14 protein-coding genes are annotated in these 15,127 nt (G+C 66.2%); 2 read left to right on the top strand and 12 right to left on the bottom strand.

The window, feature by feature from the left end:
- Window positions 1–267: 267 nt before the first annotated feature.
- The 12 genes from msrA to FOF45_RS15650 form a co-directional block, all read right to left on the bottom strand.
- Window positions 268–858 carry a peptide-methionine (S)-S-oxide reductase MsrA gene (gene msrA, locus FOF45_RS15705; RefSeq protein WP_233264161.1) on the bottom strand — a complete coding sequence of 197 codons (591 nt, stop codon included), beginning with the start codon at window positions 856–858 and terminating at the stop codon, window positions 268–270.
- Window positions 859–933: 75 nt separating this feature from the next.
- Window positions 934–1,167: a tautomerase family protein gene (locus tag FOF45_RS15700; protein ID WP_158986482.1), complete on the bottom strand. Its 234-nt coding sequence runs from the start codon at window positions 1,165–1,167 to the stop codon at window positions 934–936.
- Window positions 1,168–1,218: 51 nt separating this feature from the next.
- The gene (locus FOF45_RS15695; RefSeq protein WP_158986480.1) at window positions 1,219–1,929 is read right to left on the bottom strand and encodes an SDR family NAD(P)-dependent oxidoreductase; all 711 of its coding nucleotides are present in this window, start codon (window positions 1,927–1,929) and stop codon (window positions 1,219–1,221) included.
- 143 nt (window positions 1,930–2,072) lie between these two features.
- A complete protein-coding gene (locus FOF45_RS15690; protein WP_158986478.1) occupies window positions 2,073–2,990 on the bottom strand; it encodes a LysR family transcriptional regulator in 918 nt (305 codons plus the stop codon).
- Between the two features lie 60 nt (window positions 2,991–3,050).
- Entirely contained in the window at window positions 3,051–3,854 is an 804-nt protein-coding gene (locus FOF45_RS15685; RefSeq protein WP_158986476.1) for an SDR family NAD(P)-dependent oxidoreductase, read from the bottom strand.
- 19 nt (window positions 3,855–3,873) lie between these two features.
- A complete protein-coding gene (locus FOF45_RS15680) occupies window positions 3,874–4,431 on the bottom strand; it encodes a thioredoxin family protein (protein WP_158986474.1) in 558 nt (185 codons plus the stop codon).
- A gap of 3 nt (window positions 4,432–4,434) precedes the next feature.
- Complete coding sequence (locus FOF45_RS15675; RefSeq protein WP_158986472.1) at window positions 4,435–5,139, bottom strand: cytochrome c biogenesis CcdA family protein; 705 nt, start codon at window positions 5,137–5,139, stop codon at window positions 4,435–4,437.
- Between the two features lie 276 nt (window positions 5,140–5,415).
- Window positions 5,416–6,498: an alpha/beta fold hydrolase gene (locus FOF45_RS15670; protein ID WP_199244507.1), complete on the bottom strand. Its 1,083-nt coding sequence runs from the start codon at window positions 6,496–6,498 to the stop codon at window positions 5,416–5,418.
- Window positions 6,499–6,551: 53 nt separating this feature from the next.
- Entirely contained in the window at window positions 6,552–7,688 is a 1,137-nt protein-coding gene (locus FOF45_RS15665; RefSeq protein ID WP_158986470.1) for a carbohydrate porin, read from the bottom strand.
- A 182-nt stretch (window positions 7,689–7,870) separates the two neighbouring features.
- Window positions 7,871–8,818 (bottom strand): enoyl-CoA hydratase/isomerase family protein, encoded by a 948-nt coding sequence (locus tag FOF45_RS15660; protein WP_158986468.1) that lies wholly within the window; start codon window positions 8,816–8,818, stop codon window positions 7,871–7,873.
- Window positions 8,819–8,848: 30 nt separating this feature from the next.
- Window positions 8,849–10,084, bottom strand: coding sequence for an epoxide hydrolase family protein (locus FOF45_RS15655; RefSeq protein WP_199244506.1), 1,236 nt, complete (start codon window positions 10,082–10,084; stop codon window positions 8,849–8,851).
- A gap of 402 nt (window positions 10,085–10,486) precedes the next feature.
- Window positions 10,487–12,772, bottom strand: coding sequence for an FdhF/YdeP family oxidoreductase (locus FOF45_RS15650; protein ID WP_158987587.1), 2,286 nt, complete (start codon window positions 12,770–12,772; stop codon window positions 10,487–10,489).
- Window positions 12,773–12,947: 175 nt separating this feature from the next.
- Here FOF45_RS15650 and FOF45_RS15645 point away from each other — a divergent pair, with 175 nt between their 5' ends.
- Complete coding sequence (locus FOF45_RS15645) at window positions 12,948–14,009, top strand: HlyD family secretion protein (RefSeq protein WP_158986466.1); 1,062 nt, start codon at window positions 12,948–12,950, stop codon at window positions 14,007–14,009.
- 40 nt (window positions 14,010–14,049) lie between these two features.
- Complete coding sequence (locus tag FOF45_RS15640) at window positions 14,050–15,054, top strand: DUF2955 domain-containing protein (RefSeq protein ID WP_158986464.1); 1,005 nt, start codon at window positions 14,050–14,052, stop codon at window positions 15,052–15,054.
- Window positions 15,055–15,127: the final 73 nt, after the last annotated feature.

Here is a 15,127-nt window from a genome sequence, read left to right as displayed (position 1 = left end):
TGTGGCCGGATTTGGGCGGTACATCCGCGCTGCGTTCTTTTGGTCGACGCCATCGGCGATGGCGGTGCTCGGCGAGGACTACCCACTGCGCTCAGTGCAGTAGCCGCTTCGCATTCGAGCAGGACTTGCCATGGCTTGGATCGACAACTGCAGCGTGCGCTGTCGATGGATCAGCGTCTATCCCGCTTTGGTATCGGTTTCGATCGAACGCATGTCACTGCAGCTTCGCGACGTGCGGCGACGGAGCCTGCACGCATGAAGTCGAACTCAGGTTCGTGCGGAGAACCCCAGTGAGTCGGGTTCAACCGTTAATGCACGATCACACGCGGGCATCGTCGATGGACGGATGTGATTGCATGCGCGCTGTTCGGGGTGGCGTTCAAAGTAGGCCTGATGCTCCGCTTCGGCTTCCCAGAATGTACGCGCAGGCTCGACCGAGGTGACAATCGGGCTGGGCAGCAGTCCGGAAGAGTCCAGCTCGCGAATGGTGGCTTCCGCGATACTCCGCTGCGCCTGGCTCGCATAGAAGATCGCGGACCTGTAGCGCGTGCCGATGTCGGCGCCCTGACGATTGAGGGTGGTCGGATCGTGGATGCGGAAGAAGAACTCCAGGATCTGCCTGTAGGAGAGCAGTTCCGGATCGAAGACGATCTCGATCGCCTCCGCATGCGTGCCGTGATCGTGGTAGGTGGGATGCGAAATGTCGCCGCCCGTGTATCCCACGCGCGTGGACACGACCGTCGGTATGCGGCGCAGCAGCTCCTGCATTCCCCAGAAACAGCCGCCGGCTAGGATCGCGGCTTCGGTTTTGACGATCATCACCACGCATCCCCAACCGACGACAACCGGGTGGGACATTAGCACTCTCTTGTGCCGATGCGTGCTACGCGCTGCCCTCGCGGACGCGGCCGGCGTCGCGCCCGCTTCGGGCCGTCATGTCTCTTCGGCGCGACGCCTACGCAGCTCGGGCACCGGCATTCCGTACCAGCCCCAGTTCTCCAGCGGCACTTCCTCGATTACGACGAAAGTCGAATCCAGCGGCTTGTTGAGTACGTCCAGCAGCAGCTGGCTTACGCCGCGTATCAACGCGGCCTTCTCTTCGGCCGTTGCGGCGTCGCGCCCCGGGCCCGATCCCTCGCGGGTGATCTGTATGTTGACGATTGGCATTGCCTTGCTCCTGTCGAATGGGGCGAGGTCTCCCCCGCCCCGGGTTGGAGGTCAGTGGCCGGCGCTCTGGCCGCCGTCGACGTGCAGGATCTCGCCGGTGACGAAGCCGGCCGACTCGAGGAAAAGCACGGCCTGCGTGACGTCGGAGATCTCGCCCAGGCGGCCGACCGGGTGCAGCGCGGCCAGCCATTCATGCGTTTCCGGCGCGTGCATCGGCGTGCGGATCACGCCCGGCGATACGGCGTTCACGCGAATGCCGCGCTTCGCGTACTCGATGGCCAGCGACTTCGTCGCCGCATTGAGGCCACCCTTGGTCAGCGATGCGAGGACGGACGGAACGCCGTCGATCGCGTGATCGGTCAGACTCGTGGTGATGGTGACCACGTGGCCCGCGCCCTGCTTCTCCATCTGCTCGATGGCGAGCTGCGTGATGTGGAAGAAGCCCGTCAGGTTGATCGCGACGTTGTTCGCGTAATCGTCGGCGTCGAACTGGGTGAAAGGCTTGGCGGTGAAGATGCCGGCGTTGTTCACTAGCGTATCGATGCGGCCGAAACGCGCGAGGCCTTCTTCGACGATGCGCTGTGCGACGGCGCGGTCGGAGATGTCGCCGGCGACGGCGAGAACGTCGGGATCGGTCGACGGCTTGATCGACCGCGAGTTGGCGATGACGCGGAAGTCACGATCGCGGAAGGCCTGGACCAGGCCGGCACCGATGCCCTGCGAGGCGCCGGTAATGATGACTACTTTGCGGGAACTGCTCATGGTGTTGCTCCGGATTGATGGGGGATCGGTTTCGCCACTTGATGCGGCGTGTTTCCGACGAAGCTCAATCTAGGGACGCAACCCGGTTCTGCGAATCCATGCATTCCGGCAGACATTCTTCCGCGAAACGGTGGAATCGTCTCCTACGATGCCAGCGTCGAGCGGGCGAACTGCGCCCTGAGCCTCGGCAAAGCAAAATCGACGAACGCCCGCACCTTCGGCACGGACAGGCGTCCATACGGCGACACAAGGCTGATGGGAAGCGGCGCCGGTTCAAACTCAGGCAGGATCACCCGCAGTTCATCGCGCTCCACCTGGCCTGCTACGTGGTAAGAAAGCAGCCGCGTCACGCCGTTGCCGTCCACGGCAGATCCCACCGCCGCCTGCACGTTGTTGACCACCAACCGCGGCACGAACGCCACCGAGCGCGGGACGGTCGAGCCTTCCGGGGCAGGAAAGCTCCATGAATCCAGGCCCATGTGCTGCATCGTGACGATCGAGTGGCGCGCCAGGTCGCCCGGTTCGTCGATGCGCGGGTGCGTAGCGAGATAGCGCGGCGACGCCACGACAACGCGCCGCGCTTCGCCGATGTGCTGCGCCACCAGCGTGGAATCCGACAGGTGCGTGATGCGAAGCGCCACATCGATGCCTTCGTCCACCAGGTTCACGGGACGCTCCAGCAGGTACATGCGCACGTTCACCGTCGGGAATTCGCTCATGAACGCGTCGACGATCGGACGAAGGACTTCCACTCCCACGAACACGGTGGAACTGATGGTCAGCGTTCCTCGCGGCACCGAGCGTTCGCCCGCGGCCTGGCGGTCGGCCTCATCCAGATCGGCGAGGATCTTCCGACACGCCGCCGAGTACCGTTCGCCTGCTTCGCTCAGGCGGATCGAACGGGTCGTCCGGTGCAACAACGGCACGCCAACGTGCGCTTCCAGGTACGCGACGGCGCGACTCACCGCCGCCGCGGATCTGCCGGTCTTGCGGCTCGCGCCGGCAAGGCTGCCCTCGTCCAGCGCGGCAATGAAGATCTTCATCGCTTCGATGCGGTCCATGGGCGCCTGCTTCGTGTGGGGAGACGCCCAGCCTGCCAGAGCGCAGGGCGTCGCGCGCGTTCATCCGCCGGTGCCGTAGCGTGGCGCCGGCGTTGTGCGTGAAAGCCCCGGCAGCAACGCGCGACGCGAACTGTCGAACGCATTCCAGTCGTTGATGTCCGGGAGCGACGGGAACGTGGCGAACTCGCCGAGCTTGAGCCCAGCCAGCGCAGCGTCGACCGCGTCGTCGGCGCTCATGACGATGTTCGACGGCAATGCTTCGACCGGCGTTCCGGATAGCTCCCAGAAATCGGTGGCCGTCGCGCCCGGAAGGACGACCTGGACGCGGACGCCCTTGTCGCCGAACTCGTGCAGGAGCGACTGCGAGAACGCCAGCACATACGCCTTGGTGCCCCCGTAGACGCCGCCGCTCAGCACTTCCGGTGCCACGGCGAGAATGGAGCCCATGTTGACGATGGTGCCCCCTCCCCTCGCGACGAACGCGGTCGCGGCTGCGCGCGCGAGGCGTGTCAGCGCGGTGACGTTGAGGGCGATCATCCGTTCGATGCTGGCGTTATCGAGGTCCTGGAGGTGTGCTGTGGATCCCGCGCCCGCGTTGTTCACCAGCATCGAGATCCTCGCGTCGGTGGTCAGCGCCTCCTCCACCCACTCCAGGTCCTGCGTGTGGGTGAGGTCGGCCGCGATGGTCCGGACCGTGCGCCCGGTCGTCTCGGAAATTCGTTTCGCCAGTTGCTCGAGCCTGTCTGCACTGCGTGCAACCAGGACGAGGTCGTAGCCTTCGCGGGCCAGCCGGTCGGCGTAGATGGCGCCGATGCCGGCGGATGCGCCGGTAATCAGTGCCGTGCCTTTGTCTTGCGTGGTCATGGGGTGGTCTCCTGTGTTCTCACGCGCCTGTCGCGTTCTTGCGCAGGAGGCGCTGGATCTGTGCCTCGGTGGTGTCGTAATCGCCCTCGCCCGCATGGCGGTAGACGATCTGTCCCTGCTGGTCGATCAGATAGAGCGCCGGCCAGTAGCGGTTCCCGAACGCGTTCCAGGTGTGGTAGCCGTTGTCCTGCGCGACCGGATACTCGATGCCGAAACGCTTCACGGCCGATTGCAGGTTGTCGAGGATGCGTTCGTGGCCGTACTCGGGCGTGTGCACGCCGACGACCACCAGTCCCTGGTCCTTGTACCGCTGGTGCCACTGCTTCACATGAGGCATCACGTGGATGCAGTTGATGCAGTCGTAGGTCCAGAACTCGACCAGCACCACCTTGCCGCGCAGCTGCTGCATGGTCAGTGGATCGCTGTTGAGCCAATGGGAGATACCCGTGAACTCCGGCGCGCCGGTGGCGAGCTCCGGCGTTTCGCTCGACGGCTCGCGCGGATCTTCCTGTGCCCCGCTACTGCACGCGACGGCGAGCAGGCAGGCGGCGAGAACGCTGATGGTTTGCTTGATCATGATTCAAAGTCCGGTGGAGACCGCAGGCAGCCACTGCGTGGCCCATGCGGTGAATGCGATGTCGTAATGAAGAAGCTGGAGCACGGCGACCGCGATCGCGATTACTCCGAAGCCCTTGCGAAGCAGATCGGCGCGACGCGTCAACGAGGTCAACCGCGAGGAGACCCAGTTCCCGCCGTAGGCGATGGCGAGCATCGGCACGCCCGCGCCGATCGCGTAGAGCCCGAGCAACGCGGTGGATTTGCCCGGAGCCTGTGCACTCGCAGCGAGTGCAAGGACCGATGCGAGCACGGGCCCGGCACAGGGCGTCCACGCCACGCCGAGCGACGCGCCGATGAGCAACGGACCGGTTGGACCGACGCCTTGCAGCGCGCCAGGCGCGCCGTTCGAGAACGGCGCGAGCAGACCCTGCACGCGTGCCGTGAGCCAGTCGAATGGCCGGCTCCAGACGCAAACAATGCCGGCGAGCAGCAGGAGCAGGATCGCGCCCGTGCGGATCGCGTCCTGGGCCTGTCCGGACGATCCGGCCAGCGTGCCGAGCGCGATGCCGCCCGCCGCGAACGTCGCCGTGAATCCGATGACGATCAGCAACGGCTGGCTGCGCGATTGCCCGGCGGTCGTCGCGAGCACGATCGGGAGGATCGGCAGGATGCAGGGCGACAGCACGGTCGCAACGCCTGCAGCGGCTGCGAGTAGGTACTCGATCATCCTTCGCCCTCCGGTTCCGATACCACGACGTCCGCCCTTCGACGGATGCGATGCGGGCCGCGGAAGCGGCTCCGCTGATTGCGTTGCGCGATGGTCATGGCACGCTCCTGCCGTTGTCGCGACACCGGGTGGCATCGCTCGACGCCGGAACCGGTTGCGGCTTCGGCGTGCGCGCAGTTCACGCCCCGCGTGTATCCCATCTGTTTCGCGTATCGCCGGTTTCGTGTCGCGGATGTATCCGTCCGCGCGGCGGATACGTTTCGACACACACCACCGTTACGCCGGCCCGATGCGCGCCGCGTCAATCACCGCCTTCGCGAAGTCCTTCGGGGACTCCTGCGGCGGGTTGTGGCCTATGCCACCGGTGAACAGGCGATGCTCGTACGGTCCCGTGAAGCGTTTGGCGTAGCTTTCAGGCGCCGGATGCGGCGCGCCGTTGGCATCGCCCTCGATGGTGATCGTCGGTACGGAGATCGACGGCGCGGCCGCCAGCTGCCGCTCGATGTCGTCGTACCGCGCCTCGCCCTGCGCCAATGCGAGTCGCCAGCGGTAGTTGTGGATGACGATCGCGACGTGGTCGGGATTCTCCAGCGACGCCGCGGTGCGCTCGAAGGTCGAGTCGTCGAACGCCCACTGCGGCGAGGCGAGCTTCCAGATGAGGCGCGCGAAGTCCCGACGGTTCTGCTCGTAACCCACACGGCCGCGCTCCGTCGCGAAGTAGAACTGGTACCACCACTGCAGCTCCGCGGCGGGCGGTAACGGGGTTAATGCCGCCTGCTGGCTTCCGATCAGATATCCGCTGACGGAGACCAGCGCGCTCACGCGATCGGGCCACAGCGCCGCGACGATCGCCGCCGAGCGCGCGCCCCAGTCGAAACCGGCCAGAAGCGCCTTGCCGATATGCAATGCGTCCATCAGCTGGACGACGTCGTCGGCGAGCGCCGCCGGCTGTCCATTGCGCGTCGCATCGGCGGAGGTGAACCGCGTTTCTCCGTAACCGCGCAGATACGGAACGATCACGCGATGCCCCGCTGCCACCAGCAGCGGAACCACTTCTTCGTAGCTGTGGATGTCGTAAGGCCATCCATGCAGCAGCAGTACCGGCGGGCCGTCGGCCGGACCGCGGTCGATGTACGCCACGTCCAGAACGCCGGCACGCACGTGCTTGAGCGGGCCCAACAAATCGGAGGCCACGCTGGAGCTGCCGACTTTTGGCGACGCCGCCTGGGCACGTGCACGCGCGCTAGCGCTCGACACCATGACGAAGGGAGCGGTGATCGCGCCGAGGGCTGCAACGCCCACGATCAGGCGGCGGTCCTCATCGATGTTGTCGGCACTGCTGTTTCTGTAACTGTCCATGACGATCTCCGTGGCAGGTTCGAATGGCGACATGTGACGCACTGTGTCGCTGTCTAGAACATCGCGCTCAACTTCAGGCCCCAGACGAGCGCATCGTTGTTTTCGTCGCGCCCGCCTGGGTTGCGTACGTGCTGCACGCTCGGCATCAGCCAGAGCCCGCGCGCGATGGCGAACTGGTAGTTCACTTCCACAGGTGTTTCCTTGTGCGGCAGCGCGCCGTCTGTGCCGGTCGCGGTATTCGACAGCCGTTCCGACTCCCGCGCCTGCGCGCTCACGCGGTTCTGGCCGACAGCGAAGCCGAGGCGATCATGGGGTCGTCTGGCGAACGGCGCGTGCAGCCACAGACCAATCGACGCGACCTGATCCACGCGATCCACGTCGGGGTCGGACTTGGAGAGGTTGGCGAACATCGTCAGCGAGCGTCCGGTGCCGTTCGTCCATAGCGCCTGCTGCGCCATGGCGTACCAGCCGTCGGAACGTGTGCGCATCAGAGGATCGCCGCCCGTCACCGGCACCGGTTGCCGCTGTGTGTCGAGCAACAGGTCCGGCTGGTCCACGCTGTTGCGCCATGCGCCGACGCGATACGCGCCGTCCAGACGGCCCGCCAGCACCGGTAGCCAGCCCGCCTCGAGGTTGGCCAGCACGCCGTCGTTGTCGTCGTGCGGCGTACGTAGTCGCAGGCTCTGGTCGCCCTCGAGGTTGCGCGGATTGACATCGTTGGCGCCGACTTTCACATAGGTCCGCGCCGTCGGCCGGAAGGTTGCGTTGGCGAAGTACTGGCCGATCGGCCACGTGTACCAGCCGTTGCTGTGGTAGCCCGGCAACGCGCCGCAGAAGCTGATGTTGATGAACTCGCACGACAGCGGGAAGAAATCGACGTCGCTGCGGCCGAGCTTCAACACAAGGCGGTCGTCGAACAACGCCTGCTGCAGGTAGAACCGCGTCAGTCGCGTGTAGTGGCCGCGGCCGTAGATCTCATGCGTCTCCAGCAGCGTGCCAAGGCCGGCCCTGGCGTCCAGCTGCGGGCCGTTGCGGTTGGTGACCAGGACGTGGAAGGACGCGCCGCGCCATCCGAGCATGGTGTCCAGGTCCGCATCGAAGGCCAGCGCGAACTGGTCCGCACACGCGGTCGCGTCACGTTCGCCGCCCGACGTGTTGTGCAACCACTCGTTGATGTACGCCAGCGACATGTCGAGTCCTCGTTGCGAGAGCTGCGTCCGGGCGCCACCCCAGTCTCCGGTGATGCGATCGTCGAATCTGCCATCCGTGACGTTTTGCGCGGCGGCACTGTTCGTCCATGACAGCGCCGCTGCGAGCACCATCGGCAGGAGCGGTTTCGTCCGGGTGTCCATGTCCGCCCTGCCCGCCCGACTCAATCCGCGGTGCCGCCGAGCTTGCCCGTGTACTCGGGCAGGCGCTTCTCGACGTCCGGCTTCTGCTGCAGGCCCAGTTCCATCAACTGCTTCACGCGTTGCTGCGCAGCGGGCCGCTGCACCGAGTTGATGAAGCCGGCCCATTCGGCGCCGATCTGCTCGTTCGACGGCAGGCTGCTGTCGTCCACGATCCGCTTTATGTCCGCGATGGCCTGCTTGTCGAAGCGGGAGATGCGGCGCGCCATCGTCTCGACGAACGCATCGAGTTCGGCGTCGGGCAATGCGCGGTTGACGTAGCCATAACGCTCGGCGGTCGGGCCGTCGATGTCATTGCCGGTCAGCAGGACCTCGAGCGCACGTCCACGCCCCACCAGGCGTGGCAGCCGCGACATGGGGCCGCCGCCCGGCACCAGGCCGGCTGCGATCTCCCATTGCGACAGCACTGCCTTCTCGCGGCTGGCGAAGCGCATGTCGCTGGCCAGCGCGAGCTCGCTGCCGACGCCCGTCGCGCGGCCGCGGATGGAAGCGATCGACACCACCGGCGCCTTGCTGATACGCACCAGCATGTCGGGGAGGGGGGGCAGTCCGGTGGCGCCATCAGGCAAACCGGTGGTGTCGGTCAGGGGCGGCACGAAGTCGTAATGCGTGAGGAAGAAGTCGGGCACGTCGCTCTCGAACACCACCACGCGCACGCGCGGATCGGTTTCCAGTGCCGTGACGACCTCGTTCAACTGCGGCATCGTCTTCGGGCCGTAGATGTTGTAAGGCGGGTTGTGGAACGTGACGCGCCAGTACTCGGGCGTGACGCGCGTAAGACGGACCTGGTCCTCCGCGTCGGTGGCGGACTTCAGGGCGACGCTGGACCCGGACGCCTTCTGTGCCCGGGCGGGCGCGGCGAACACGAGGCTTCCGGCAAGGATCGCTGCGACGAGCGTGTGCAGTTTCATGTCATGGCTCCTGTTGGGACGGACCCGGCATCAGCGCAGCGGACGGAAGGTCGCCCGAAGCTCGTCCACGAAGTCGGCCGGCTGCTCCCACGCAGCGAAGTGGCCGCCCTTCGGGAGCCGGTTGTAGTGGATGAGCTTCGGATAGGCGCGCTCGGTCCAGCTCTTGGGTGCCTGGTACAGCTCGTCGGGGAAGGCGCTCACGCCCACCGGGATCGGCACGCCCTTCGGCGCGAAGAATGCGAGCTTGCTTTCCCAGTACAGCCGTGCGGACGACACCGCGGTATTGCTGAGCCAGTACAGCGTCACGTTGTCGAGCACGTCGTCGCGCGACAACCCTTCGGGCTGTCCATCGAACACGCGCGTGATGAGCGCCAGGCTGGTCGCGTCGTGGTCGAGCATCCACGCCGCCAGGCCGACCGGGGAGTCGGCGATGGCGTACAGGGTCTGCGGGCGCCCCGCCATTTCCTGCGCGTAGCCCAGGCCGTGGCGATAGAAGTAGTCGAGTTGCTCATACGCGCGCTTCTCGTCAGCGGACAATCCCGCCGGCGCCGGCTGGCGCGCCTGTAGCGCCGCCTCGATGTCCGCCGGCACGGTTGCAGGCATGTTCGTGTGGATGCCGATCAGTTCCGGCGCCTTCAGCAGAGCCATCTGTTCGGTGACGGCATTGCCCCAGTCACCGCCTTGCGCCACGAACCGGTTGTAGCCCAGGCGCTTCATCAGCACGACCCAGGCGCGGGCGATGCGGATCGGATCCCATCCGGTTTCAGTCGGCTTTCCAGAAAATCCGTAGCCGGGAAGCGAGGGAATCACTACGTCGAACGCATCACTCGCCTTGCCGCCATGCGCGGTCGGGTCGGTCAGCGGTCCGATGATCTTCATCTGCTCGGCGATCGAACCCGGCCAGCCGTGCGTGACGATCACCGGCAGCGCGCCCGCATGCTTGGAACGCACATGGATGAAGTGGATGTCGACGCCGTCGATGTTGGTGACGAACTGGGGCAGCGCCTGCAGCCTAGCTTCGAACGGACGCCAGTCGTACTCGCTGCCCCAGTACTCGGCGAGCTTGCGCAGGGTTGCCAGCTGCACACCCTGCGACTGGTCGCCGACGGTTTCCTTGTCCGGCCACTTCGTTGCCTTGACGCGCCGGCGAAGGTCGTCGAGCTGTTCCTGCGTCGCATGGAACTTGAACGGGCGGATCGACTGATCCTGGGCGGCGGCGCTCGTGGCGGCCGATGCGCTCGCGGTTGCTGCGGTCGTGGTGTTCATGGCGGACTCTTCGTAGGGAGAGGCGACTGCAACGCGGCAGGCGAGCAACGCCGCCATCGGAAGCGCGAGCAGGCAAAGGCGGGTCGACAAGGCCCGAACGGTGGTCGCGGAGCTCTGCATCCGCGGTGCGGACATCGCGCCGCGTCGCAACGCGTGCGTGGAGGGTCTGGCGATCATGGCGATTCCTCGGTGGGGAGAGGTGCGCCGGCCGGAGCCGGCGCCAAGGTCTTCCATGCACAATGCGCGTGGAAGATCACACCAAGGACGCAGCGCAAGGTCGATTACACGAAGGTGTCGTCCGATACCTTCGTATGCGATGCGCAAACGATCATTGCGACACGCGCGATCACACGCATCGCATGGTGCGCAACGATGGAGTGAACGCGAAGGATGCCGAAGTCGTCAGCCGACGTTCGAATCGCGGCGGATGCGCACAGGAACCGACTTGTACGACGGTGTGCCACTCGCCCGGTCGACATGGTCCAGCGGGACGAGGCAATTGCCTTCTGGGTAATAGGTGGCCACCGACCCGCGCGCAATCGGGTACGCCACCGCGATCACGTCACGCAGTACGCGCTCGCCTGCCCCGCCGAACGCCGTCTCCACGACGATGGCATCGCCATGCGCGATGCCACGCGATGCCATGTCGTCCTCGTTCATGAACACCACGTCGCGTCGCCCGAAGACGCCGCGATAACGGTCGTCGAAGCCGTAGATCGTGGTGTTGTACTGGTCGTGGCTGCGGACGGTCGTCAGCGTGAGCACGGAGGGATCGCCAGCGGCAGCGTCTTCCACCAGGCCATCGAAAACCAGGAACTCCGCGCGCCCGGAAGGCGTCTTCCAGACCCGCTCCGTCGGCGGCAACGGAAGCCTGAATCCGCCAGGCTCGCGGATCCGCGCGTTGTAGGCCTCGAAACTCGGGATCACCGCTTCGATTGCGTCGCGGATACGGTCGTAATCGGCCACCAGCTCGGTCCAGGACACCTTGCTCTCCGGCAGCGTCGCCGACGCGATGCCGGCCACAATTGCAGGCTCGGACTTCAGCAGGCCGGACGCAGGCGGCAGGCGGCCGCGCGAGGCGTGCACCATCGACATCGAATCCTCCACGGTGACGGCCTGCGGCCCGCTCGACTGCTCGTCCAGTTCCGTACGCCCCAGGCACGGCAGCAGGAACGCGTGGCGACCCACGAGCAGGTGCGTGCGATTGAGCTTCGTGGCGACATGAACGGCGAGCTCGAGGCGACGCATCGCCGGCAGGCAGACTTCGGGATCGGGCAATGCGACCGCGAGATTGCCGCCCATGCACACCAGCGCTTTCGATCGCCCGTCAACAATGGCTTTCATCGCCGCGACCGCATCATGTCCATGCGAGGCCGGCGGAACGAAACCGAATCGCTGCTCGATCCGCGCAAGCATCTGCGCGCCTGGCTTCTCCGTGATCCCGACAGTGCGATCGCCCTGCACGTTCGAATGACCCCGTAGCGGGCAGATCCCGGCGCCGGGCTTGCCGAAGTTCCCGCGCAGGAGCAGCAGGTTCGCGACCTGCTGGACGTTGTGCGTCCCGGTGCTGTGCTGGGTCAACCCCATGCCGTAGGTCACGATCGTCGCGCTGGATGCGGCGTACGCCCGCGCGACGTCGCGCAAGCGCGCCTGCGGGAGGCCCGATACGGCTTCGATATCGATCCAGCGCTTCGCGCGAAGATCCACCGCCAGCCCTTCGAAACCGTTGGTATGCGCAGCGATGAACGCATGGTCGAGTACGCCTGCCTGCGGGCCTGCCTCGTCGTCCATCTCGATCAACGCCTTCATGATCCCCTGAAGCGCGGCCGCGTCGCCACCAACCCTCGGCTGCAGGTAGTTCGACGCGATATCCGTCGCACCGAGCGTCGCCATTTCCAGTGGATCCTGTGGGTCGGCAAAGCGCTCCAGCGCCAGCTCCCGCAACGGGTTGATTGCGATGATCGGTGCGCCCCGGCGTGCCACTTCATGCAGTGTTCCCATCATGCGCGGATGGTTCGTGCCGGGGTTGTGGCCCATCGCGATGATCAGCTCGCAGTGGTCGAAATCTTCCAGCGACACGGTGCCCTTCCCTATGCCGATGGACGTCGGCAGGCCTACGCTGGTCGCTTCGTGACACATGTTCGAACAGTCGGGGAAATTGTTGGTCCCGAACTCGCGCGCGAATATCTGGTAGAGGAAGGCCGCTTCGTTCGAAGTGCGGCCGGAGGTGTAGAACTCGACCGCATCGGGATCGAACGTACGCAGCAATGCGCCTATGCGCGCGAAGGCCGCGTCCCAACCGATGGCTTCGTAGATGTCCTTGTCCGCGTTGTAGGCCATCGGCTCGGTAAGTCGGCCCAGATCCTCCAACGCGTGGTCGTTCCACTCCAGCAGCGACGCCACGGTATGCCCGGTGAAGAAGGAAGCCGGCACGCGCTTCTTCGTCGCCTCCCACGTGACCGCCTTCGCGCCGTTCTCGCAGAACTGGAAGCTCGAACCGTGTCGGCTGTCGGGCCAGGCGCAGCCGGGGCAATCGAAACCGTCAGGCTTGTTCGTGCGCAGCAACGTCGCAGCGGCGTCTGGCGCGTCCATCTGCTCGCGTATCGTCCGGGCCGTCGCGCGCAACGCGCCCCAGCCGCCGGCGGGATATGAATAGCGGCGAATGCCACGCGGTTCGCTCTCGGCCATGGCGCACCTCTTTAAGGAGGACGGCGTAGCCCGGCACATCTGCACGGGCACACGGCGAGCGTACGCCCGACGCAGCCGCCACGTCCCGACACCTTCGTATGATGGCCCGCGTTGACGCGCGCACGTAACGTGCGCACAGGTCATGTCGCCGGGCGTACCGGCACCCGCAGTCATCATGAGTCCCGACGTCCGTTTCCGCGTGTGGATGCTGGTCTCGCTGGTGCTCGCGTCGGCGATCTTCGCCTACTACGTCGCGGCCGACATCCACATGCCGGTGTCGCCGGACGCACGACTGACGTATCGCGTGACCCGCGTGGCGCCGGAAGTAAGCGGACGCGTGGTGGACGTGCGCGTGGCGAACAACCAGCGCGTCGAGCGCGGCCAGCTGCTGTTTCGCATCGACCCCGACCGTTACGTCGCGAACGTCGACGAAGCGCGGCTTGAGGTCGAGCAGGCCTCGCAGGACAACGCGCAACTGGACGCCGGCATCGTTGCGGCGCGCGCCGATGTGGCCCGCGCGCGCAGCGAGCTGGAAGACGCGGAACGCCAACTCCATCGGTTCCGCGATCTCGAGCGCGATCGTTACGTCTCGCGCGCGAGCGTAGATGCGGCCCTCGCGCGTCGGGACGTCGCTTCCGCGCAGGTTCGCGTCGCGCACGCCACGCTGAATGCCGCGCAGGTGCAGCGGGGTGACCAGGGCGATCGCAGCCTCCGCCTTCGTCGCGCGCGCAATACGTTGACGCGGGCGGAGCTGGACCTCGATCGGGCACAGGTGGTCGCGCACGAGCCCGGTATCGTCAGCAACATGCGGCTGGAAGCCGGCGCGTATGCCCAGGCCGGCGAGCCGAAACTCGCACTGGTGAGCACGGCACCGAACCTGTTCGCCGACTTCCGGGAGAAGTCGCTGTTGCGCGTGCGTCCCGGCACACCGGCCGAGGTCGCGTTCGATGCGCTGCCCGGTCGCCTGTTCCTGGCGGAAGTCACTTCGCTGGATGCGGGCGTCGCGCATGGGCAGATCGATCCGGACGGCGGCCTCGCGGCGCCGGAGGAAAACGACCGGTGGGTCCGCGACGCCGAGCGCGTCCGGGTGAACCTGCGCCTGATCGACGCACCGCCGGCAACGCTCATAACCGGCGCACGGGCCACCGTGCAGCTGCACCCACGCGATCACGGGCTGTCGCGCTGGCTGGGCCACGTGCAGATCCGCCTCATCAGCGCGCTCCACTATGTCTACTGATGCGGCCGCCGAAAGCACCCCGCGTCCAGGCCTTGCGGCATTGACCGAAGACGGTTGGCGGCATGCGCGCCGCATCGCACTCGCCAGCGTCGCAGGGCTGGCGACGGCGAAGCTCCTCGGCTGGCCATATGGTGCGTTCTTCGCGTTCTACCCCATCGTGCTGGTAGGGCTGGTACCGGCATTGAACGTGCGCGCGGTGCTGCAGTTCGTCGCCAGCAGCGCGGCGGGAATCGCGATCGCCAACGTGCTGGTCCTGCTGGCGCAGCTGTCGCCCGTGCTCGCAACCCTGCTGTTCTTCGCGGTGGCGGCCCGATGTTTCCGCATGATGGCGCTGGATCGCGGCTTCCTCTTCCATGCACTGACGATCCTGTCCACGTCACTGCTGGTGCATTTGGCGACGTACTCGCAGATCGTCCCGCGCGAGCTGTACACGGCGCACGTCCTTGCGACGCTGCTATCGGTCCTCTTCTCGACCATCGTGTACATCTGGCTGCCCGAACGACGCGTGCTGCCGGCGCGGATCGTCGACCAGACGCCGGCATTGATCCGCCACCGAATGCTGCTCGGCGCGATCTGCGCCACCGCGTCCTACGTTGCCTTCCAGGTGGTGGACCTGAGCGACTCATTGTCGGCCCAGGCGGCCTCCGTGCTGGTGCTGTTCCCGATGACGCTTGCCGGTGGACGCTGGGCCGCATGCACGCGCGTGGCTGGTACGTTGCTGGGTTCTGCGTACGTACTGGCGATGCAGCTGCTGCTCTACACGCATGTCACGCGCGTGTTGCTCCTGCTGCCGCTCTACGCCGCGGGCGTGACGCTGTTCGCGACCCTGCACGTGCGGGAGAACTCGGGATCGGCCGTCGGTCTCAGCGCCGCCACCGCCGTCGCGGTGCTGGTCGGTCAGCTCAGGCCGTCGGCGGATCTGTACGGAATCTCCCTCTACCGGTTCGTGTCGGTCTTAGTGGCCGTCTGCACGATGCTGCTGTGCATCTACCTCACGCACGCGGTGTTGAACCGCTTCGAGGCCACGCGCATCCCGACGACGTGATTCGACGATGCGGGCGCGACGAATCGACACCATCGTACGATTTCCACCGCGCAACTGCGGGCGTAGCGTGACC

The sequence above is a fragment of the Lysobacter panacisoli genome, assembly GCF_009765165.1.
In the GTDB taxonomy this organism is placed as follows: domain Bacteria; phylum Pseudomonadota; class Gammaproteobacteria; order Xanthomonadales; family Xanthomonadaceae; genus Lysobacter_J; species Lysobacter_J panacisoli.
The sequence above is the reverse complement of the archived record's forward strand: the minus strand, read 5'-3'. Positions and strand labels throughout refer to the sequence as shown.

What these genes read in the sequence shown, in the direction of transcription:
- msrA (WP_233264161.1), bottom strand. Translation starts at nt 858, where the DNA reads ATGTCCCACCCGGTTGTCGTCGGTTGGGGATGCGTGGTGATGATCGTC.
- FOF45_RS15700 (WP_158986482.1), bottom strand. Translation starts at nt 1,167, where the DNA reads ATGCCAATCGTCAACATACAGATCACCCGCGAGGGATCGGGCCCGGGG.
- FOF45_RS15695 (WP_158986480.1), bottom strand. Translation starts at nt 1,929, where the DNA reads ATGAGCAGTTCCCGCAAAGTAGTCATCATTACCGGCGCCTCGCAGGGC.
- FOF45_RS15690 (WP_158986478.1), bottom strand. Translation starts at nt 2,990, where the DNA reads ATGGACCGCATCGAAGCGATGAAGATCTTCATTGCCGCGCTGGACGAG.
- FOF45_RS15685 (WP_158986476.1), bottom strand. Translation starts at nt 3,854, where the DNA reads ATGACCACGCAAGACAAAGGCACGGCACTGATTACCGGCGCATCCGCC.
- FOF45_RS15680 (WP_158986474.1), bottom strand. Translation starts at nt 4,431, where the DNA reads ATGATCAAGCAAACCATCAGCGTTCTCGCCGCCTGCCTGCTCGCCGTC.
- FOF45_RS15675 (WP_158986472.1), bottom strand. Translation starts at nt 5,139, where the DNA reads ATGATCGAGTACCTACTCGCAGCCGCTGCAGGCGTTGCGACCGTGCTG.
- FOF45_RS15670 (WP_199244507.1), bottom strand. Translation starts at nt 6,498, where the DNA reads ATGGACAGTTACAGAAACAGCAGTGCCGACAACATCGATGAGGACCGC.
- FOF45_RS15665 (WP_158986470.1), bottom strand. Translation starts at nt 7,688, where the DNA reads ATGTCGCTGGCGTACATCAACGAGTGGTTGCACAACACGTCGGGCGGC.
- FOF45_RS15660 (WP_158986468.1), bottom strand. Translation starts at nt 8,818, where the DNA reads ATGAAACTGCACACGCTCGTCGCAGCGATCCTTGCCGGAAGCCTCGTG.
- FOF45_RS15655 (WP_199244506.1), bottom strand. Translation starts at nt 10,084, where the DNA reads ATGAACACCACGACCGCAGCAACCGCGAGCGCATCGGCCGCCACGAGC.
- FOF45_RS15650 (WP_158987587.1), bottom strand. Translation starts at nt 12,772, where the DNA reads ATGGCCGAGAGCGAACCGCGTGGCATTCGCCGCTATTCATATCCCGCC.
- FOF45_RS15645 (WP_158986466.1), top strand. Translation starts at nt 12,948, where the DNA reads ATGAGTCCCGACGTCCGTTTCCGCGTGTGGATGCTGGTCTCGCTGGTG.